Annotated in this window: 21 protein-coding genes; 9 read left to right on the top strand and 12 right to left on the bottom strand. The window is 65.4% G+C overall.

The features are described 5' to 3' along the window. Window positions 1-20: 20 nt before the first annotated feature. The 4 genes from ACSFA3_RS11155 to ACSFA3_RS11140 are packed head-to-tail and all read right to left on the bottom strand — an operon-like array spanning window position 21 to window position 2,404. Window positions 21-701, bottom strand: a complete 681-nt coding sequence (locus tag ACSFA3_RS11155) for a YceH family protein (RefSeq protein WP_435506208.1) — start codon at window positions 699-701, stop codon at window positions 21-23. 58 nt (window positions 702-759) lie between these two features. Continuing rightward, window positions 760-1,791: an isocitrate/isopropylmalate dehydrogenase family protein gene (locus ACSFA3_RS11150; protein WP_435505505.1), complete on the bottom strand. Its 1,032-nt coding sequence runs from the start codon at window positions 1,789-1,791 to the stop codon at window positions 760-762. Window positions 1,792-1,833: 42 nt separating this feature from the next. Beyond that, entirely contained in the window at window positions 1,834-2,160 is a 327-nt protein-coding gene (locus ACSFA3_RS11145) for a hypothetical protein (protein ID WP_435505504.1), read from the bottom strand. Continuing rightward, a complete protein-coding gene (locus ACSFA3_RS11140) occupies window positions 2,147-2,404 on the bottom strand; it encodes a hypothetical protein (RefSeq protein ID WP_435505503.1) in 258 nt (85 codons plus the stop codon). Before ACSFA3_RS11140 ends, ACSFA3_RS11145 begins: the two co-directional genes overlap by 14 nt. 207 nt (window positions 2,405-2,611) lie before the next feature. Between ACSFA3_RS11140 and metG the strand changes: the two genes are divergently transcribed. The 3 genes from metG to ACSFA3_RS11125 all read left to right on the top strand — a co-directional run bounded on the left by metG (window position 2,612) and on the right by ACSFA3_RS11125 (window position 10,611). After that, window positions 2,612-4,708, top strand: coding sequence for a methionine--tRNA ligase (gene metG / locus ACSFA3_RS11135; RefSeq protein ID WP_435505502.1), 2,097 nt, complete (start codon window positions 2,612-2,614; stop codon window positions 4,706-4,708). A 168-nt stretch (window positions 4,709-4,876) separates the two neighbouring features. Beyond that, entirely contained in the window at window positions 4,877-5,545 is a 669-nt protein-coding gene (locus ACSFA3_RS11130; RefSeq protein WP_435505501.1) for an SCO family protein, read from the top strand. Between the two features lie 38 nt (window positions 5,546-5,583). Continuing rightward, window positions 5,584-10,611 carry a galactose oxidase-like domain-containing protein gene (locus tag ACSFA3_RS11125; protein ID WP_435505500.1) on the top strand — a complete coding sequence of 1,676 codons (5,028 nt, stop codon included), beginning with the start codon at window positions 5,584-5,586 and terminating at the stop codon, window positions 10,609-10,611. A 28-nt stretch (window positions 10,612-10,639) separates the two neighbouring features. On the opposite strand, the gene ACSFA3_RS11120 is transcribed toward ACSFA3_RS11125, so the two are convergent. Continuing rightward, complete coding sequence (locus ACSFA3_RS11120) at window positions 10,640-11,197, bottom strand: hypothetical protein (RefSeq protein ID WP_435505499.1); 558 nt, start codon at window positions 11,195-11,197, stop codon at window positions 10,640-10,642. Between the two features lie 139 nt (window positions 11,198-11,336). Then, entirely contained in the window at window positions 11,337-11,852 is a 516-nt protein-coding gene (locus ACSFA3_RS11115) for an outer membrane protein assembly factor BamE (protein ID WP_435505498.1), read from the bottom strand. 38 nt (window positions 11,853-11,890) lie between these two features. Here ACSFA3_RS11115 and ACSFA3_RS11110 point away from each other — a divergent pair, with 38 nt between their 5' ends. From ACSFA3_RS11110 to ACSFA3_RS11085, 6 genes are read left to right on the top strand one after another with little or no spacing between them, the layout of a single operon-like run. Continuing rightward, window positions 11,891-12,097 carry a DUF3460 family protein gene (locus ACSFA3_RS11110; RefSeq protein WP_435505497.1) on the top strand — a complete coding sequence of 69 codons (207 nt, stop codon included), beginning with the start codon at window positions 11,891-11,893 and terminating at the stop codon, window positions 12,095-12,097. A 37-nt stretch (window positions 12,098-12,134) separates the two neighbouring features. Continuing rightward, on the top strand, window positions 12,135-12,935 hold the full coding sequence (locus ACSFA3_RS11105; protein WP_435506207.1) for a segregation and condensation protein A: 801 nt from the start codon (window positions 12,135-12,137) through the stop codon (window positions 12,933-12,935). 10 nt (window positions 12,936-12,945) lie between these two features. Continuing rightward, window positions 12,946-14,544, top strand: a complete 1,599-nt coding sequence (gene nadB / locus ACSFA3_RS11100) for an L-aspartate oxidase (RefSeq protein WP_435505496.1) — start codon at window positions 12,946-12,948, stop codon at window positions 14,542-14,544. A 16-nt stretch (window positions 14,545-14,560) separates the two neighbouring features. Then, window positions 14,561-15,406: a pantoate--beta-alanine ligase gene (panC, locus tag ACSFA3_RS11095; RefSeq protein WP_435505495.1), complete on the top strand. Its 846-nt coding sequence runs from the start codon at window positions 14,561-14,563 to the stop codon at window positions 15,404-15,406. Beyond that, a complete protein-coding gene (gene queE / locus ACSFA3_RS11090; protein WP_435505494.1) occupies window positions 15,403-16,041 on the top strand; it encodes a 7-carboxy-7-deazaguanine synthase in 639 nt (212 codons plus the stop codon). The genes panC and queE overlap by 4 nt, the downstream gene beginning before the upstream one ends. Before the next feature lie 13 nt (window positions 16,042-16,054). Further along, window positions 16,055-16,444: a 6-carboxytetrahydropterin synthase gene (locus ACSFA3_RS11085; protein WP_435505493.1), complete on the top strand. Its 390-nt coding sequence runs from the start codon at window positions 16,055-16,057 to the stop codon at window positions 16,442-16,444. Window positions 16,445-16,468: 24 nt separating this feature from the next. Here the strand turns inward: ACSFA3_RS11085 and nadA are convergent, their stop codons facing one another. From nadA to ACSFA3_RS11055, 6 genes are all read right to left on the bottom strand, one after another. Beyond that, window positions 16,469-17,593, bottom strand: coding sequence for a quinolinate synthase NadA (gene nadA / locus ACSFA3_RS11080; RefSeq protein ID WP_435505492.1), 1,125 nt, complete (start codon window positions 17,591-17,593; stop codon window positions 16,469-16,471). Window positions 17,594-17,597: 4 nt separating this feature from the next. Continuing rightward, window positions 17,598-18,473 carry a carboxylating nicotinate-nucleotide diphosphorylase gene (gene nadC / locus ACSFA3_RS11075; protein WP_435505491.1) on the bottom strand — a complete coding sequence of 292 codons (876 nt, stop codon included), beginning with the start codon at window positions 18,471-18,473 and terminating at the stop codon, window positions 17,598-17,600. Window positions 18,474-18,483: 10 nt separating this feature from the next. Further along, the gene (locus ACSFA3_RS11070) at window positions 18,484-19,476 is read right to left on the bottom strand and encodes an NAD(P)H-dependent glycerol-3-phosphate dehydrogenase (RefSeq protein WP_435505490.1); all 993 of its coding nucleotides are present in this window, start codon (window positions 19,474-19,476) and stop codon (window positions 18,484-18,486) included. A gap of 30 nt (window positions 19,477-19,506) precedes the next feature. After that, window positions 19,507-19,965: a protein-export chaperone SecB gene (secB, locus tag ACSFA3_RS11065; protein WP_435505489.1), complete on the bottom strand. Its 459-nt coding sequence runs from the start codon at window positions 19,963-19,965 to the stop codon at window positions 19,507-19,509. A gap of 76 nt (window positions 19,966-20,041) precedes the next feature. Further along, window positions 20,042-20,302, bottom strand: a complete 261-nt coding sequence (grxC, locus tag ACSFA3_RS11060) for a glutaredoxin 3 (RefSeq protein WP_435505488.1) — start codon at window positions 20,300-20,302, stop codon at window positions 20,042-20,044. 26 nt (window positions 20,303-20,328) lie between these two features. Further along, on the bottom strand, window positions 20,329-20,781 hold the full coding sequence (locus ACSFA3_RS11055) for a rhodanese-like domain-containing protein (RefSeq protein WP_435505487.1): 453 nt from the start codon (window positions 20,779-20,781) through the stop codon (window positions 20,329-20,331). Window positions 20,782-20,861 lie beyond the last annotated feature (80 nt).

Raw genomic sequence — 20,861 nt, 5'->3', positions numbered from 1 at the left:
ACTCCAGAGTGGCGCGTAGTCTAAAGCGCGTCGGAAATCCCCAGTTCCGCACAGACTCTCGACAGCAGCGCCCTCAGCGCGCCGACTTCCGCTTCGAGCCGCGCCACATTCGACTTCAGCGCCGCGACTTCGCCGAGCGAAGAGTCGCCGCCAGCGTAATGCGATGCATGGTGCGCGGCCGTGCCGATATCGTCCGCCACCGCACCGCCCAGCAATTGCGCCCAGCGGCCTTCGCGCGCGCCCGGCAGCCGCGACAGTTTCGCGACCAGCGCGCCGGCCGGCCGTTCGGCCAGCTCGTTCAAAAAGCCTTCGACCGCCGAGATATCGGCGAAGTTGTGCATCCGTTCGCAGGCGATGCGCAATTCGCCCGCCGTCTGCGGACCGCGCAGCATCAGTACCGCCAGCAGGATCGCCGACTGCGACGGCACGCGCAGGACGCGGTCGAAGTTGTGCGCGTATCGCGACACCCGTCCACCGCTGCTTTCGTCGACCAGGTGATAGCTCTTCAGGCTGTCGACCGCAGCCTGTGCCTCGGCATCGGACACCTCAAGCACCGGGTTTCGGCTGGTCTTCTGGCTGCAGCCGGACACCAGCGCGTTCAGCGTCAGCGGATAGCTGTCGGGCACGGTGCGCTGCTTTTCGATCAGCACGCCGAGCACGCGGGTTTCGAGCAGCGAGAGCGTCGCGAGCGGCGTGCCCATTGCCGTGCGGATCACGGCCGGACCAGCCGCTGCGGGTTCCGCCGTCGTGGATTCGTGCTCAGCCACCGTTGATTCGCGCAACGAGCGCCTTGGTGAAGACCGTCGTGCTGGCATCGCCGCCGAGATCGCCGGTGCGCACCTTGTCGATATTCAAAGTCTCGTCGATGGCCCGGCGCAGGCGCATGGCCAGATCGGGCAGGCGCACGTGATCGAGCATCAGCGCGGCAGCCAGCATGATCGCCGTCGGATTGGCGATGCCCTTGCCCGCGATGTCCGGCGCCGAGCCGTGCACCGCCTCGAAGATCGCCGCATCGGCGCCGATGTTCGCGCCCGGTGCCATGCCCAGTCCGCCGACGAGGCCGGCCACCAGATCGGAGAGGATGTCGCCGAACAGATTGGTCGTCACCACCATGTCGAACTGCCACGGATTGAGCACCAGCTTCATCGCGCAGGCGTCGACGATCATGGTCTCGAGCTCGAATTTGCCTTTGTATTTGTCTTCGTACAGCTTCAGGCCGGTCTCGAGGAACAGCCCGGTCAGCACCTTCATGATGTTGGCCTTGTGCACCAGCGTCACCTTCCTGCGGCCGGTCGCGATGGCAGTCTCGAACGCGTATTCGAGCAGGCGATGACAGCCCTGGCGAGTGTTGATGCCGGTCGCCATGCCCACGGCATGCGGATCGTCGTCGATGCGTATGTAGTGCTCGTGGCCGATATAGAGGCCTTCGAGGTTCTCGCGCACGACCATCAGGTCGATCTTGTCGTAACGGCCGCCCGGGATGATGGTGAGTGCCGGACGCACATTCGCGAACAGCTGGAACTCCTCCCGCAGCCGCACGTTCGACGACCGGTAACCGCCGCCCGACGGCGTTTCCAGCGGCCCCTTGAGCGCAAGCCGGGTGCGGCGGATGCTGTCCAGCGTGGCCGGCGGCAGCGGATCCCCCGCCACCTGCACGCCGCCAAGCCCTGCGATCTGGCGGTCCCATTCGAAAGGCGCCTTAAGTGCGTCGAGCGCGGCGAGAGTGGCGTCGACGATTTCAGGGCCGATGCCGTCGCCGGGGATGAGGGTTGCGGGGATGGGGGTGGTCATGGGCAGCTTTCAGTGATTAGGTTTCTGGAGCGTGCGACGAACTCAGGTCGACGCGCCACGCTTCGTTTGGACTGCTGTCTTCGACTTCGCGTACGTCTTGATCGGACGCTCGGCAAGCCGTCCAGTGACGTATTTGTGCAGGACACTGGCAATGAGCGTTTGGTACGGAATGCCTTCTTCGAGGGCTTTGATCTGGATGTCGCTGAGGTCGCCTGACGACAGACGAATGTTGACCCTGCGGTCCTTGATGGCCGTGGCACGCGCTGCAGCCTTGAACTTTGCCAGTTCGCTCTTTGTGGCGATGGACTTGAATTCACCCTTCTCGAAGGCGTCGATGATGTCGAGTTCGCGGTCGTCAATCGTCGGCATGGTCTGCTCCTTTGTTCAAGTAGTCGCGGGCTGCCTTGCGGCTGGGGATGACGGTCTTGAGGAAGAAGTAGTCCTCCTCTTCGACGAAGGGCACCAGATAGGCGTAACCGTCGCGGGCGACGACGAGGACGCGTTGCCGGGGGTACTTCTCCGTGTTCGGGTGCGCCAGGATGTCCAGCAAACCGCCCGACTCGATGGCAACGATGATGCTTTCGAAAGATAAGCCGCGCTCGGTCTTGAGCAAGTCGTTCTTTTCCGGGCTCCATCGGTAAGGTTTCACGCGTGCATGCTACGCGAGCGTGTGCCGTTTGTCATCGTCGAAACTGAGGTGGCCGAGGCCAGGCGTTGCCATGTCCGCGAAGCGACCGCCTAAAATGTTCGTCCTGTCAGCGCCCAATCCGGCTCTCGTTTCCATCCGACCCCTGTCCCCTCCCCCCAAGAAAGCGCCTCGATGTCCCAGCGCAAGCTCTTCGTCACCACCGCCCTGCCCTATGCCAACGGGAAGTTCCACATCGGCCACATCATGGAATACATCCAGGCCGACATCTGGGTGCGGTTCCAGCGGATGAACGGTGCGCAGGTCGACTTCGTCTGCGCCGACGATGCGCACGGTGCGGCCATCACCATCGCGGCGGACAAGGCCGGCGTCACGCCGCAGGCCTTCGTCGCCGAGATCGCGGCCGGGCGCGCGCCCTACCTCGACGGCTTCCACATCGCGTTCGACAACTGGAGCTCGACCGATTCGCCGGAGAACCACCAACTCGCTCAGGAGATCTACCGCGACCTGCGAGACAAGGCCGGACTGATCAGCACCAAAAGCGTCGAACAGTTCTACGACCCGGAAAAGGGCATGTTCCTGGCCGACCGTTTCATCAAGGGCGAATGCCCGAACTGCCATGCCAAGGACCAGTACGGCGACAACTGCGAAGTCTGCGGCGCGGTCTATGCGCCGACCGAACTGATCGCGCCTTATTCGGCGCTCTCGGGCGCCAAGCCGGAACTGCGCAGTTCCGAGCACTTCTTCTTCAAGCTCTCGGACCCGCGCTGCGAGACCTTCCTGCAGCAATGGACCGCCGCTGCAGGCCATGTGCAGCCGGAAGTGCAGAACAAGATCCGCGAATGGCTCTACAAGGACGACGAGGGCAAGGGTGGCCTCGGCGACTGGGACATCAGCCGCGATGCGCCGTACTTCGGCATCGAGATTCCCGATGCGCCGGGCAAGTACTTCTATGTGTGGATGGACGCGCCGGTCGGGTACCTCGCGTCGCTGAAGAACCTGCTCGACAGGCGCTGCATCGAGGCCGGCGGCGACGGCATCTCGTACACCGAATACATGGCCGACCCGGACCTGGAGCAGGTGCACTTCATAGGCAAGGACATCATCACGTTCCATACGCTGTTCTGGCCGGCGATGCTGCATTTCAGCGGCAGGAAGTCGCCGGACGCGATCTACGTGCACGGCCACCTGACGGTCAGCGGCGAGAAGATGAGCAAGAGTCGCGGCACCGGCATCGATCCGCTGCGCTACCTGTCGATCGGACTGAACCCGGAGCATCTGCGCTACTACCTCGCGGCCAAGCTCAGCGGCCGCAACGAAGACATCGACTTCAATCCCGAGGACTTCGTCGCGCGCGTGAACAGCGACCTGGTCGGCAAGTACATCAACATTGCGAGCCGCGCGGCCGGATTCATCGGCAAGCGCTTCGGTGGGCAGTTGGGCACGATTTCCGAAGATGGAACCGAGTTGCTCACGCATCTGCGCGGGCAGGCTGTAGAGATCCGCGCGCTGTACGACGGTCGCGACACCGCCCGCGCACTGCGCGAAACCATGGCGCTGGCCGATCGCGTGAACGAATACGTCGACGCGAACAAGCCGTGGGAGTTGGCCAAGAAGGAAGCCATGGAAGCGCGTCTGCACGACGTGTGCACGGTCTGCATCGAGGCTTTCCGCCTGCTGACGCTGTTCCTGAAACCGGTGCTGCCGGCGCTCGCCGCGAGCGTCGAATCGTTCCTCCGGATCGCGCCGCTCGAGTGGAAAGACGCCGACGCAGGTCTCCACTCCGGCCATACCATCAGCGACTACAAACACCTGATGCAGCGCGTCGATCCGAAGGTGCTCGACACATTGTTCGAACCGGCTGAAGCGCCTGCAGCCATCGCAGAGATCGCAACGCCGTCTGAACTCCCCGGCGGCGAGGCCATCGCCCTGACCATCACCATCGACGATTTCGTTAAGGTCGATCTGCGCATCGCGAAGATCGTGAACTGCGAGCCGGTGGATGGCTCGACCAAACTGCTGCGCCTGACGCTCGATGCCGGCGAAGGCCGCATGCGAAACGTATTCAGCGGCATAGCCTCGGCCTACAAGCCGGAGCAGCTGATCGGAAAGCTCACCGTACTGGTCGCCAATCTGGCGCCGCGCAAGATGAAGTTCGGTATCAGCGAAGGCATGGTGCTGGCTGCGAGCCATGCGGACGGGAAATCGGCGCCGGGCATCCATGTGCTGGAGCCGACGCCGGGCGCAACGCCGGGCATGCGGATCCGCTGACCGCAAAGGCAGCGCTGGTCGTTGCCAAAAGACCGCAATGCGCCAAAAATTGCAAAATTGTGTACTTAAAGGTTAGTATTTAAGCGGCAACACCGTCAGTTTTGTCCTACGATCACGCCACCAAGCGTGATTGTGAGTACTTTAGTACTCTCTTATGGATGAATTGACATGGCAGGTTCGAGAGTTCAGCGTTCGCCGCGTGCGCAATGGATGTTCGTCCTCGCATTCACCAGTGCGTTGCTTGTGGCTGGCTTTTGCGTCGGGCTCTACGGCACTTCGCGTGACGTCGCGGACTCTTCGACGACACCCGGCTTTCTCGATCAGTTCTCCGACCTCCAACTGGTCGACCACGACGGACGCGGCTTCCGTCCAGCGTCGCTTCAAGGCAAGGTTGTCGTCGTCAACTTCGTCTTCACCGGCTGTTCCACCACCTGTCCGACGCAGACGCGCGAACTGGCCGCAGTCCAGCAGACCCTGCCGACTGCTGCGCGAGACGGCGTGCGATTCCTATCTATATCGGTCGATCCGCTGGGCGACACGCCGGCCATCCTGAAGGCTTACGCAAAGAGCGCCGGTGCCGACTTCTCGTCCTGGACCTTCGCGACGGGTCGGCCGCAAGACATCCAGCTGCTGGGCGAACGGCTGCGGCTGTTCCGCAATGGCGCATCGCCGGGTCGACCCGAAGACCATGCGGCGAGCCTGTGGCTGGTCGATGGAGCCGGACGACTGATGCAGCGCTACAGCGGCACCACCGGCGGCGACTTCTCCCGGCTAGCCAATGAAATCCAGACGCTGCACGCGATGGCGGCGCCCAAATTCCGGCAAAGCCAACGATGAGCCTCCCGCATTCAACCCTTCGACTCGACGAGGCAACTTTGCACTCCCCGCACAAGCACGTAATTCTCACGACCCGCCATCTCGCCGGCCTCATGGTGGCCGCCTTGCTGTCCGCCTGCGGCGGCGGTGATGGCGGAAGCGACGGCGCCTCGACCGCAAGCAGTTCGCCGGTCGGCGCCGCAGCGGGCAGCGCGAACCAGGCCAAGTTGCCGGCGCGTGCGGCTGCGCTCAAAACATCGGCCTGGGTCGCGATCCCTGCGGTGGCGGACCCCGTTCTCCAGAACCTGACCATCCCGGCCAGCGCAACGACGCAGGGCATGTGGTCGGGCGTACAGAACTGGCCGCTCAACGCGCTCCATGCGGCCGTGCTTCCCAACGGCCGCGTCCTGAGCTACGGCTCCACGAAGGACGGCGCCACGCAGGACGGCCGCCTCTTCGACCTCTGGGATCCAACGCTCGGCTTCGGCACCAATAGTCACCAGACGACCTACCGCGGCACGCAGCAGGACAGTTTCTGCTCCGCCGCCACGTTCCTCGGCGATGGCCGGCTGATGATCTCCGGCGGCAACGGCAGCGTCACCAGCACGATGTACACGCCGGCCACCGACAGCGTCGTCCAGTCGGCAGCCAACATGGCCGACGAGCGCTGGTACGCCACGATGCTGAACCTGCCGGACGGACGCCCCGTAATTCTGGGCGGCATGGTTCCGTATTCGGAAGGGATGCAGGACAACCCCAATCAGGCCGTCGCCCAGGGCCTGGCGTCGATGACGCCCGAGGTGTTCGAGAACGGGGCCTGGCGATCGCTGTTCGGCGCCTACAGCCGCGAGGCTTTCGGTCCCGACTACCTGCGTGCGTCCTATCCGCGCGCCTGGGTCGCGCCGGACGGCCGCGTCTTCGGCGTGTCGGCGGAGACGATGTGGTATCTGGATGCAACGGGCAATGGCAGCATCACCGTAGCCGGCCGTTTCAAGGAGGCGCCCAACGCGACCACGCTGCCCAACGTCGGCGCGACCAACAGCGCCGTGATGCATGCGCCGGGCCGGATCCTCGTCGTCGGCGGCAACGGCTCCTTCAACGGCGACGGCCTGCCGGCAAGCAACAAGGCCACGGTGATCGACATCAACGGCGGCGGTGCCCGGCTGGTCGAGCAACCCGCCATGACGTACAAGCGCCGTTACCCGAATGCGCTGGTGCTGCCGAACGGCCGCGTGCTCGTGACCGGCGGAACGCTGGTCGGCAACGCCGACGGCCCGAACGCGGTCTACGCGGCCGAGACCTGGGACCCCGTCTCCGGCACCTGGAGCGTCGGCGCGAGCGCAGCGATCTACCGGGGTTATCACTCCTTCAGCGTGCTAATGCCCAACGGCACCGTGCTTTCCACCGGCGGCGGTGCGCCCGGCCCGGTAACGAACGTCAACGCCGAGGTCTATTACCCGCCCTACCTGTTCCGCAACGTCAACGGCAATGCACAGCTCGCGCCGCGCCCGGTAATGGCCGCCATCAGCGGACTCTCCTACGCGAACGGCGCGGCGCTTCAGGTCGACATGGCAGCGCAGGGCACGGTCGGCCAGCTGGTGCTGGTCGGCCTGAGCAACGGCACGCATTCGTTCAATGCCGGACAACGGCGCATTCCGCTGACCTTCTCGCAGGACACCTACCGCCTGACGACCAACCTGCCCGACCGGAACACCGTACCGCCCGGCTATTACCAGCTGGTGGCGATCGATGCGGCCGGCGTTCCGTCGCGCGGCACGATCATCGCCGTCGGCGACAACGTGAGCGCGCCGGCCGTACCCACCACACCGTACAACCCGCCCGAACTCGCCGCGTCCGTCGCCGCCCCGGTCATCGCAGCCGGCGGCACGGCCAGCTACAGCGTGCCGGCGACGGCATCCACGACCTACAGCTGGGATTTCGGCGACGGTTCGGCGGCGACGGCCTTCAGCGCCAGTTCGTCGGCGATGCACGTCTATGCACAGGCGGGGGTCTACGCCGTTTCCCTGACGGCCCGCGCGGCGGACGGCTCCGTCGCGCGACGCAACTTCGTCCAGGGCGTCGGAACGAAACGCACGGCAGGCAGCCCGAACGCATCGGCGGCGACGGCGATCGAAATCCGCACAAATGCTTCGGCGCGGCTCTGGACCGCCAATCTCGACAACGACTCGGTCGGCGTGATCGACACCGCCACCGGCGCCCGCACGGCCGAGATCGCCGTCGGCGTCTCGCCGCGCAGCGTCGCGGTGGCGCCGGACGGACGGATCTGGGTCGTCAACAAGACGTCGGCAAACATCAGCATCGTCAACCCCGCCACCCTCGCCGTCGTGCAGACCGCCGCGCTGCCGCGCGCTTCGCAGCCGCACGGACTGGTGTTCGCGCCAGACGGCCGGGCCTTCGTCGTGCTCGAAGCGACCGGACAGCTGCTGAGGCTGGACCCGGCCAGCGGCGCCGTCCAGGCTTCCGGCAACGTGGGCGCCAACCCGCGCCACCTCTCCGTCAGCGGCGACTCGGCGACCGTGCTGGTTTCCCGCTTCATCACGCCGCCGCTGCCCGGGGAGGACACGGCGACGGTGAACACGACCGTCGCCGGCGCGGAAGTGATTGCGGTCAATCCAGCGACCCTGGCAGTGACAAAAACCGTCAGTCTCCGGCACAGCGACAAGACCGACACCGAAATCCAGGGCAGCGGCATTCCGAATTACCTGGCAGCCGCCGTGATCTCGCCGGACGGCAAGTCCGCCTGGGTGCCGTCGAAGCAGGACAACATCAAGCGTGGCACGCTGCGCAACGGACAAGCGCTCGATTTCCAGAACACCGTGCGGGCCATCACGTCGCGCATCGACATGGCCACGCTGGCGGAGGACTACCCGAAACGCGTCGATCACGACAATTCCAGCCTGGCTTCGGCGGCGGCGTTCCATCCGTCCGGCGTCTATCTGTTCGTCGCGCTGGAAACCAGCCGCCAGGTGGCGGTCGTGGACGCGGCAAGCGGACGCGAACTGTTCAAGGTCGATGCCGGACGTGCGCCGCAGAGCCTGTCGGTGTCGGCAGACGGCCTCAGGCTGTATGTCCAGAACTTCATGGACCGCAATGTCGGCACCTTCGATATAGGCCCGCTCGCGAACAACGGCGAACTGCGCCTGCCGCTGCTCGCCACCGTGCCCACCATCGCGACCGAGAAGCTATCGGCGCAGGTGCTGTCGGGCAAGCAACTGTTCTACGACGCCCGCGATCCCCGACTGGCGCGCGACAGCTACATGAGCTGCGCCAGTTGCCACAGCGACGCCGGCCACGACGGGCGCACCTGGGACTTCACCGGGTTCGGCGAGGGCCTGCGGAACACGATCATGCTGAAGGGCCGAGCCGGCATCGGCCACGGCTTCACGCACTGGAGTGCCAACGGCGACGAAATCCAGGATTTCGAGGCGCAGATCCGGCAGTTCGCAGGCGGCACCGGACTGATGACCGACGCCCAGTTCAACACCGGCACCCGCGCCCAGCCGCTGGGCGATCGAAAAGCCGGCCTCAGCGCCGACCTCGACGCACTGGCCGCCTACCTCGGCTCGCTCGACAGCTTCGCGCCGAGCCCCTGGCGGAACGGCGACGGTTCGCTCACTTCGGCCGGACTGCTGGGCAAATCGGTTTTCGCCAATGCGAACTGCGCCAGCTGCCACGCCGGAACCGCGTTCACCATCAGCGCGGACGCCACGGCGCTGCGCAACATCGGCACCCTTCGGACGGCCAGCGGCAAGCGCCTGGGCGGCACGCTTGGCGGCATCGACGTGCCCACGCTGCGCGACGTCTGGACCACGGCGCCCTACCTGCACGACGGCAGGGCGGCGACGCTAGCCGACGCCGTGCAGGCGCATTCCGGCACGACGCTGGGCGCGACCGATCTGGCGAATCTGGTGTCGTATCTGCGGCAGATCGGCAACGAGGAGACGACGGCAGGCACCGGCACGGCTGCAGCCGCTGCGGCTCCGCCGTCCACATCGACGGGCTGCGCGGGCGAGAACCAGACTTGCACGATCCCCGGCGGCAGCACGGCGACGGTATGGTTCGGCGCCAACGACAAATGGGCTGTGAAGACCGGCGTGACCGGCGCCATCGCGTGCAACAACGCCGTCTTCACCGATCCGATCGTCGGCACGGTCAAGTCGTGCCGCTACGCGCTTGAAGTCCCGGCGCGACCGGTGACCAATCTGGCGCCGACCGCTGCGCTGGCCACGTCGTACGTTTCACCCTGGGAAAAGCTGGCTGCAGTCGCCGACGGAACCGTTCCCGCCAGCTCCGCCGACGTTTCCGGCGGCGCCTACGGCAACTGGCAGGGCGAAGCGCTCTACGGCCGTACGGACTGGGTCAGCTTCACCTGGACCACGCCGAAGGCACTGAGCGCGGTGGAGGTGTACTGGTGGAACGACGGCGCCGGCATCGGTACGCCGACCGCGGCCAATGTCGAGTACTGGACCGGCGCCGCCTGGCAGCCGCTGACCGCGGTGGGCCTCGCGCTCAATACCTTCAACCGCGCGCCGCTCGGCGTGACGACCACCCGCCTGCGGATCGCGATGAAAAGCGCGAAGGCCACCGGCATCCTGGAAGCGCGTGTGTTCGGCAGCGATGCGGCGCCAGCGGCCAACATCGCATCGACGGCAACGCTGTCGACTTCGTATGTCTCGCCGTGGGAGAACCTGTCGGCCGTCACGAACGGCGTCGGTCCCGGCAGTTCGGCCGATGTCGCCGGTGGCGCCTACGGCAACTGGCAGGGCGAAGCGCTCTACGGGCGGACCGACTGGGTCGCTTTCACCTGGAATACGCCCAAGGCGCTGAGCGCCTTCGAGATCTACTGGTGGAACGACGGCGCCGGCATCGGCACGCCGACAGCGGCCAACGTGGAATACTGGACCGGTACGGCCTGGCAACCGCTCATGCCCGTGGGCATCACGCTCAACGCCTTCAACCGGGTCGACTTCAGCGTCACCACCACCGCTCTGCGCGTCTCGATGAAGAGCGCCAAGGCCACCGGCATTCTGGAGGCGCGAGCATGGGGAAGCGACGCGCCGCAGTGATCGGCAATGTCGGCCACCGATTCTTCGCTCACGGCATGACAAGGATGTTGAACAGGTCGGGCTTGCCCTGACTCCTGAGTTCGGTTGCCCGGTTGACCGTGTCTATCGATATCCTGCCGCCTGCGTTCAGCAACGTCTGGATGGCGGTGAAGTTCGGCTTGGTACGTCTGGCGGCGACGTCCAGCGCCGTCATGCCAAAGCAATTCTTCTTGTTCGGATCGGCACCTTGCCTGAGCAGCTCTTTGACCACTGCAATCTGAATTTTAGGGTCGTTGACCTTTGCCATCACATCGTGCAAAAGACCCTGTTTTTCCGTCGGAGACGATCCATTGACGTCGATCAGGTTCTGAGGACCCGGCTTTTGGGTCAGGTACCGCCGCAACATCGGAATATTTCCGGACAGGACGACCTCACGCAGGTCGGCGTGCGCCGATGCACGGGTCGGCCTGCCGCCCGCGCGCGCCAGATCACTGGGCGGCGCCGTTCGTGTGTAAGGAACAGGTCCAGCATCCGCCGCGACCTTGTTTGCGTCGACTGGCGCGTTTTGCTTGGGGAGCGAAGCCGGAATGAGCGACGGAATGGACATGGGAGTTCCTGCAATTGGCGTGAGTTGAGGGTCGGATCGACCGCCGATGCTAGGCAGGCGCCCCCCAAAAACACGCTCGGACAGTTCCCAAAAAAACAGCCCCCGATCCCGGACAGTTCCGCACTGGCGAGCGACGGCCTCAGTTCGGTTCCGCAGCCCGGTCCTGCGTCGACCCGCTGCGCACCACGCGCTGGTCGTCGTTCAGCACCACGGTGAACAGCATGGGCGTGTTCGGCGGCTGCAGCCAGCGCCAGTCCCATTCGGTCTCGCGCTTGAGCGCGTATGGCGTGACCTTGGCCGGCTTTCCGAGCAGTTTGCGGACGTCTTCCATCGCCATGCCCGGTGTGATGCGGGCAAAGTTCTCGGGCGTCAGAACCTGGCGCAGCGCGCTCATGCGGCCGTCGGCGCCGATGGTGATCATGTAGTTCTTCTGACCGGCCGGCTGGCGGTTGTATTCGAAGACGCGGCCGCCGCCGGGTGCATCCCACACTGCTTCGGGCGTGCCGAATCGCGAGCGGACATCGGCTTCGGTCGCGACGCCTTCTTCTAGTTCGGCGATGTTCTGCCTGTCGCATCCGGCCAGTGCGAGTACCGCAGCCAGCAAGCCTGCCGCGAGCGCCTGCCGCCGGTTCGTCCCGTCTGCTCGTTCCTTCATGACCATCCCCGGTAAAATTACGCAAAGGATTCCAGTCTATGTCCATCTTCAACCGTCCCCACTACACCTCCGACGCCACCCAGTTCATCGATGAACTGAAGCGCGCCAAGCCCACGCTGGAGGCCGAGCAGCGCGCCGGGCGTGCCCTGCTCTGGGACAAGAACCTCGATCGCGGCCAGCAGAAAGAGTATGTGGACGGCAAGGTGCCTCAACAGCCTTACGTCTACCAGACGCAAGCGAAATAAGCCGGTGAGCGCGAGCGACCGGGCGGCGGTCGCCGCCATGCCGGAGGTGGTCGACCAGGTCGCGCTGGCCCGTCTCTACGGCGAGCCGCTGTTCTCGCTGCCCAACGATCTGTATATACCGCCCGAGGCGCTGCAGGTTTTTCTGGAAGCGTTCGAAGGCCCGCTGGATCTGCTGCTCTACCTGATACGCAAGCAAAACTTCAACATTCTCGACATTCCGATGGCCGGGCTGACGCGGCAATACCTGACCTATGTCGATCAGGTGCGGCGCACCAACCTCGAACTCGCCGCCGAATATCTGCTGATGGCCGCGATGCTGATCGAGATCAAGTCGCGCATGTTGCTGCCGCCCAAGAAGGCGGCACCGGGCGAGGAAGCCGAAGATCCGCGCGCAGAACTGGTCCGACGCCTGCTCGAATACGAACAGACCAAGCTGCAGGCCGCGACCCTCGGCGCCATGCCGACCTACGGCCGCGATTTCTGGAAAGCCCAGGTCTACATCGAGCAATCGCTCAAGCCGCGCTTTCCCGAGATGGACATGGTCGATCTGCGCGACGCCTGGGCCGACATCCTGCGCCGCGCCAAGCTCGTGCAGCACCACAAGATTTCGCGCGAGGAACTCAGCGTGCGGGAGCACATGAGCATCGTGCTGCGGCACCTGCAAGGCCAGCGTTTCGTCGAATTCGAGAAACTGTTCGACGTGACACGCGGCGTGCCGGTGCTGATCGTCACCTTCATCGCGATGCTCGAACTCGCCAAGGAGACGCTGATCGACATCACCCAGGCAGAAGCTTTCGCGCCGATCTACGTGCGGCTGGCTCTTGCTCCTCAGAAATAGACGCTCGACGATGATTTCGAACGATTACGACGTGCTCATCGTCGGCAGCGGACTGGCCGGACTCAGCGCCGCGCTGCACCTGGCGCCCACCCACCGAGTGGCGGTGCTGACCAAGCGCGCGCTGCAGGACGGTTCCACCCAGTGGGCGCAGGGCGGCATCGCCGCCGTGCTGGCCGAAGGCGACAGCGTCCAGCAGCACATCGACGACACGCTGATCGCCGGCGCTGGCCTTTGCGACCTCGAAGCCACGCGCTTCGTGGCCACGCAAGCGCCCGAGGCCATCGCCTGGCTGCGCGAACTCGGCGTGCCTTTCTCGCTGGAAAACGGCGAACTGCACCTGACGCGCGAAGGCGGCCACAGCCAGCGCCGCATCGCGCACGTGACCGACGCCACCGGCGCGGCCGTCCAGCAGACGCTGATCGAAGCGGTGCGCCGCACGCCGAACATCGCGCTTTTCGAGGACCACACGCTGGTCGACCTGATCACCGGCACGCGACTCGGAATGTCCGATTCGGCCTGCCTCGGTCTCTACGCGCTCGACGCGACGACCGACGAAGTCGTCACCTTCAGCGCCCCGCACACGATTCTGGCGACCGGCGGCGCGGGCAAGGTCTATCTCTACACGTCGAATCCCGACACGGCCACTGGTGACGGCATCGCAGCCGCCTGGCGTGCCGGCTGTCGGGTGGCGAACATGGAATTCATCCAGTTCCACCCGACCTGCCTCTACCACCCGCATGCCAAGTCCTTCCTGATTTCAGAGGCGGTGCGCGGCGAAGGCGGATTGCTCAAGCTACCCGAATCGGCTGGCGGCACGCGCTTCATGCCGCAGCACGACGCGCGCGCCGAACTGGCGCCGCGCGACGTCGTGGCCCGCGCCATCGACTTCGAGATGAAGAAACACGGACTGCCGTGCGTCAACCTCGACATATCGCACCAGAGCCCCGCGTTCCTGCAGGAGCACTTTCCAAACATCCTCGCCCGCTGTGCCGAGCTCGGCATCGACATCAGCCGCGAGCCGATTCCGGTCGTGCCCGCCGCGCACTACACCTGCGGAGGTGTGCTGACCGATCTCCACGGCAACACCGACATTCCCGGCCTGTACGCCATCGGCGAAACCGCCTGCACCGGGCTGCACGGCGCGAACCGGCTGGCGAGCAATTCGCTGGTCGAATGCATGGTGTTCGCGCGCGCGGTGGCGCAAGTCATCGCGGCGGCGCCGGATCGCGTCGGCGTCGCTTTGCCGCCGTGGGACGACAGCCGCGTCACCGACGCCGACGAAGCGGTCGTCATCTCGCACAACTGGGACGAGCTGCGCCGCTTCATGTGGGACTACGTGGGCATCGTGCGCACCGACAAGCGGCTCGCCCGCGCGGCCCATCGCATTGCGCTGCTGACCGGCGAGATCGACGAGTTCTATGCCAACTTCCACGTCACGCGCGACCTTCTCGAACTGCGCAATCTGGTGCAGGTGGCCGACCTGATCGTGCGCTCGGCCCAGAGCCGGCACGAGAGCCGCGGCCTGCACTTCAGCCGCGACCATCCCGCGCTGGCCGAACACGCGACGCCGACCATCCTCGTGCCGACGCCGTCGGCCGCCGCAGCCTGAATCAGGAAAAGATCCCATGCGCATTGCCCATACCGTTGCAGAACTGCGCGAAGCCCTGAGCAGCCATCGCCATCCCGCTTTCGTGCCGACGATGGGCAATCTGCACGCCGGCCACATCGCGCTCGTCGAGCAGGCAAAGCCGCTCGGCGACGTGACCGTGGCGAGCATTTTTGTGAACCGGCTGCAGTTCCTGCCGAACGAGGATTTCGACAGCTATCCGCGTACCTGGGAGCGCGACTGCGAGCAATTGCGCGCCGCCGGATGCGACGTGCTCTTCGCGCCGCGCGAAACCGACCTGTATCCCGAGCCGCAGACCTTCAAGGTGCATCCCGACCCGGCGCTGGCGAACCTTCTCGAAGGCGAGTTCAGGCCCGGCTTCTTCACCGGTGTCTGCACGGTGGTGATGAAGCTGTTTTCCTGCGTACAGCCGCGCGTGGCTGTTTTCGGCAAGAAGGACTACCAGCAACTGATGGTGATACGTCAGATGGTGCGGCAGTTCGCGCTGCCGATCGAAGTGGTCGGCGCCGAGACGCTGCGCGCCGATGACGGACTGGCGCTTTCGTCGCGCAACGGCTACCTGAGCGCGGACGAGCGCGCGGAAGCGGTGCAGTTGTCGAAGGTGCTGCGCGCCATGTCCGACGAGGTCCGGGAAACCGGAAGCGGTGTGCGTGATCTGGCTGCGATCGAAAATCGTGCCACGCAGGTACTCGTCGCGCTTGGATGGCAACCCGACTATCTCGTCCTGCGCCGCCGCAGCGACCTGCTCCCGCCGACGCCCGAAGATCCGGCGACATCGCTCGTTGCCGTCGGCGCGGCACGACTGGGCGACACACGCCTGATCGACAACCTGGAAATCGAGTGACTTACAGCGTCAAGGAAATCTTCTACACACTGCAGGGCGAAGGCGGTCAGGCCGGCACGCCGGCGGTGTTCTGCCGCTTTGCCGGCTGCAACCTCTGGAGCGGTCGAGAAAGCGATCGCGAGACCGCGATCTGCCGCTTTTGCGACACCGATTTCGTCGGCACCGACGGCACGCTGGGCGGCAAGTTCGCCACGGCCGATCTGCTGGCCGACATCATCCTCGCGCAATGGCCGGCCACCGACACCGAACACCGCCTGGTCGTGCTGACCGGCGGCGAGCCGCTGCTGCAGGTCGATGCCGAACTCATCGAAGCCCTGCATGCGCGAAAGATTCGTATCGCCGTCGAGAGCAACGGCACCGTCGTCGCGCCGGAAGGCATCGACTGGCTTTGCATCAGCCCGAAGGCCGGTGCGCCATGGGTCCAGCGCTCCGGCCAGGAGCTGAAGGTCGTCTGGCCGCAGCCGGGCCTCGACCTCGACGCGCTACAGGCCGGCAGTCGGTTCACCCATCGCTTCCTGCAGCCGATGGACGGTCCGTCGCAGACCGAAAATACCGTCAGCTGCATCGACGCCTGCCTGCGCCATCCCGGCTGGCGCCTGAGCCTGCAGACGCACAAGCTGACGGGCATCCGTTGAATCCGCAAAGCCAATGACTTTCACGCGTTCCTCATCACGATTCACGATCAGCCAGCGCTTCTTCTTCGATGCCGCCCATACCCTGCGGCGCGAGATCGAAGCCGAGGGCAGCCGCCGCATCCACGGCCACACCTACCACGCGGAAGTTTCAGTCAGCGGCGTGCCCGACGCGGTCACCGGCATGGTGATCGACCTCGGCCTGCTGCGCCAGCACCTGGAAGCGGTGCGCGAGCAACTCGACCATCACCTGCTCGACGAAGTACCGGGACTCGGCGCGCCGACGCTGGAAAACCTGTGTTCGTTCATCGCCGGTGCGCTGTCGGGCATGAACCCGCCGCCGACCCGCGTGCGCGTCTGGCGCGACGCGCTGGGTGACGCCTGCGTGCTGGACCTCGGCGACTGAAGTCGACAGCGCCGCTGGCCGGGATCAGGCCGCGCCGATACCCGACAGCAGGCTGGAAGCAGAAGCGCCGCTCTTCAGGCCGGCCGTGAAAGCCAGCATACGGTCGATCGGCACACGTGACCGCAGTCCGAGCGCCGGATCGACATGCACCTCGCCAGCGCCGGATTCCAGCGCATGCGCGAGTTCGGCCAGCCCGTTCATCGCCATCCACGGGCAATGCGCGCAGCTCTTGCAGGTCGCGCCGTTGCCGGCCGTCGGTGCTTCGATGAAAGTCTTGCCCGGATTGAGCGTGCGCAGCTTGTGCAGCATCCCGCTGTCGGTGGCGACGATGAACTCGGTGGCGTCCATCGCACGGGCGGCGTTCAGGATGGCCGAAGTCGAACCCACCGAATCGGCCAGCGCGATCACGTCGGCCGGCGATTCGGGATGCACCAGCACTTTTGCGCCCGGATGGGCTGCCTTCAGCAACTCCAGTTCGAGCGCCTTGAATTCGTCGTGCACGATGCACGCACCGTCCCAGCTGACCATGTCGGCGCCGGTTTCGCGCTGGATGTAGGCGCCCAGGTGCCGGTCGGGCGCCCACAGGATCTTGCGGCCCTCGGCCGTCAGCGCCCGCACGACGTCGAGTGCGCAACCCGAAGTGACCATCCAGTCGGCACGTGCCTTCACGGCAGCGCTGGTGTTGGCGTAGACGACCACCGTGCGGTCCGGATGCTGGTTGCAGAAGCGGCTGAACGCATCGGCCGGGCAGCCCAGATCGAGCGAACAGGTCGCGTCGAGATCGGGCATCAGCACGCGTTTTTCGGGCGACAGGATCTTCGCCGTCTCGCCCATGAATCGCACACCCGACACAACCAGCGTCTGCGCCGGATGGTCGCGGCCGAAGCGCGCCATCTCCAGCGAGTCGCTGACGATGCCGCCGGTTTCCTCGGCCAGATCCTGCAGGTCGGGATGCACGTAGTAATGCGACACCATCACCGCATTGCGCTCGCGCAGCAGGCGACGGATGCGCTCCTTGAGCGCGATGCGCTGGTCGGGAGACGGCTCCGGCGAAACGCGGGCCCACGCATGGCGCGTATCGCAGGCGCTTCCGACAGCCTGAAGATCGGCCGGCTGCTCGTAATCGACGCTGATGACGGATGCGGACATGGTTTCAGGCCTCCTGGAAACGCATCGAGAAATCGATTGCCCTGACGTCTTTCGTCAACGCGCCGATGGAGATGCGGTCGACGCCGGTTTCGGCCAGCGCGCGGACGCTGTCGAGCGTGACGCCGCCCGATATCTCCAGCACCGCGCGGCCCTCGCCGGCCGCTTCGTTGCGGCGGACGGCTTCGCGCAGCGTGGTCAGGTCCATGTTGTCGAGCAGGATCATGTGGGCGCCATGGGCCAGCGCCTCGTCCAGCTGAGTCAGCGTTTCGACCTCGATTTCGACGAACGACGCCCGGCTTGCCACTACTGCTGCAGCCTTCAATGCAGCGGCAACGCCGCCAGCCGCAGCGATGTGGTTCTCCTTGATCAGGATGGCGTCGTACAGGCCGATGCGGTGATTGGTGCCGCCGCCGGTGCGCACCGCGTATTTCTGCGCAAGACGCAGGCCGGGCATCGTCTTGCGGGTGTCGACGATGCGCGCCTTGGTGCCGCGCACCGCATCCACATAGACGGCCGTCTTCGTCGCCACGGCGCTGAGCAGTTGCAGGAAGTTGAGCGCCGTGCGCTCTGCGGTGAGCAGCGCGCGGGAATCGCCGGTGATTTCGAGCACCACCTGATCGGGCTCGCAGCGCGCGCCCTCGTCGCAATGCCACGTCACGCTGGCCTGCGGGTCGATCTGCCTCAGCACGGCGTCCGCCCACGGTGCGCCGCAAAGCACGGCGGGCTCGCGAACCAGAACGCGAGCGGTCGAGCGACCACCGGCAGGAATCAGCCCTGCGGTGAGATCGCCGTCTCCGGCATCTTCCTCGAGCGCACGCACGACATCGGAAGCGGCCAGCTCGGCCACGCTGGCCGCTGAGAAATCGAAGAAGCTTTTCATTCGGACAGATTCAGTGAGATTCGATGCCGGGCTCGCGGCCCATCAATTCGGCCACCGCGCTTTGGGGCGACATTCGTCCGTCGAGCAAGGCGACGACGGCTTCGGCGATCGGCATCTCGACGCCGACGTGACGCGCCCGCTGCACCACGGCACGGGCGCAATACACGCCCTCCGCCACGTGACCGAGCGATTCGACCGCCTGAGACAAGGTACGCCCCTGCGCCAGAAGCAGTCCGACCTTCCGGTTGCGCGACAGGTCGCCGGTAGACGTGAGGACCAGATCGCCAAGACCGGACAAGCCCATGAACGTCTCGGGATGCGCTCCCAGCGCCACGCCGAGGCGTGTCATTTCTGCCAGCCCGCGCGTGATGAGCGCCGCTCTTGCATTGAGCCCGAGCGACAGTCCGTCGCAGAGCCCCGTGGCGATCGCGAGCACGTTCTTCACCGCACCGCCGACCTCGACGCCGACGATGTCGTCATTGGCATAGACGCGCAGATCGGGACCATGAAAAGCATCGACCAGGGCCTGCCGAACGGTCACGTGCGTGCTGGCGGCGACCAGCGCGGTCGGCCGGCCCTGCGCCACTTCCTGCGCAAAACTGGGGCCGCTCAATGTGCCGGCCTGCAGATCGGGGGCGATCTGCGCCTGGACTTCATGCGGCAACAGGCCGAAAGCGCCGGAGGACGTTTCGACGCCCTTGCAAAGCCAGGCGACTGGAACGAGCACACCGTGCAGCGCAGCGAGCTGTTCGCGCAGCGCCGCCATCGGCGTTGCGACGATCAGCAGCGCGGCATCGCGGAACGCCAGAGATGCATCGCCGCTGGCAACAGCAAGCGACGGAGGGAGCGCGACTCCCGGCAGATAGCGGACGTTTTCACGCGCCGCACACATTTCGGACGCCTGGGCCGCATCGCGAGCCCACAGCGTCACCTGATGACGCCGAGCCGCATTGGCGGCCAGCGCCGTGCCCCAGGCACCGGCACCGAGGACGCAGATTTTCATCGCATCTGTCGTCTTGGCCGGAGCCAGGACTTACTGCGTGAGAACCGACGGAGGCTGGCCGGCGGCCTGCGCCTGCTGCTGCTCGAACATCGCCTGGAAGTTGATTTCAGCGAGATGCACAGGCGGGAAACCACCGCGCTGGACCACGTCGGCCACGTTGCCGCGCAGGTACGGATAGACGATCTGCGGGCAGGCGATGCCGAGGATCGGACCCATCTGGTCTTCGGGCAGGTTGCGGATCTCGAAGATGCCGGCCTGCTTGGCTTCGACCAGGAACACGGTCTTGTCGCCGATCTTGGTCTGCACGGTGGCCGACACGGTGATCTCGTAGATGCCTTCGGTCACCGGCTGGGCATCGACGCCGAGCTGGATGTCGACGGTCGGCTGTTCCTGTTCCAGCAGGATGCCGGGCGAGTTGGGCTGCTCGAGCGACAGGTCCTTGAGGTAGACGCGCTGAATCTGGAAAACGGGATCGAGGGAGTCGGCCATGGCGGATCTTTCGGGAATCAAAAACGACTTAGAACGATGAAACGGGTCGACGATTATGGCTCGGCCGGGCCGGCCGTCAGGCGCCCTGCAGAAGCGGAACGAGACCGCCGCGGCCATCGAGCGCGATCAACTCGTCGCAGCCGCCGACATGGGTGTCGCCGATGAAGATCTGCGGCACAGTACGGCGCTGCGTGATTTCCATCATCTTCGCGCGCGCCTGCGGGTCGCTGTCGATGCGGATCTCGTCGATCTGCTCGACGCCCTTGGCCTTGAGAATCTGTTTCGCGCGAATGCAGTAAGGGCAGACGGCGGTGGTGTACATCTTGACGGCTTGCATGTTTCGGTTCCTTCAGACCTTGAGGCTTATGCCTTTTCGACCGGAAGATTAGCTTCTTTCCACGACTTCAGTCCGCCCGAAACGACTTGGGCCTGCTCGTAGCCGAGCTTCTTGGCCGTTGCCAGCGCGCGGCCCGCACGGGCACCGGTTGCGCACATCAGCAGCAGCGGCACATTCTTGTTCTTGACCGTGGCGACGAGCTTCTGTTCGAGCTGGTCGAACGGCACGTTGCGTGCGCCGGTGGCATGACCGGTCGCGAATTCGGCGGTATCGCGAACATCCACCAGCACGCCGCGTTCCCGGTTGATGAGCTGCACCGCGCCCTGGGCCGTGAGCGAACCGCCGCCCGCGCCGCCGCGCACGAGCGGCCAGGCCAGCATCCCGCCCGAAGTGACTGCAAGCAGGATCAGCGCCCAGTTGTCGACAATGAATTTCACGATGTTCCTTGAATGGCAAACCGCGGATTTTAGAATGTCCATCTTTCGATGCACACGGCGCAGACATTGCGCCGCATTCCCCGACCCCACTCACGGCGCGCAAACCTGACGCGTCGCCTCAA

Source organism: Variovorax glucosi (assembly GCF_051216695.1).
Classification (GTDB): Bacteria; Pseudomonadota; Gammaproteobacteria; order Burkholderiales; family Burkholderiaceae_C; genus Variovorax.
Note: the sequence above shows the minus strand (reverse complement) of the source record. Positions and strands in the feature narration are given on the sequence as shown.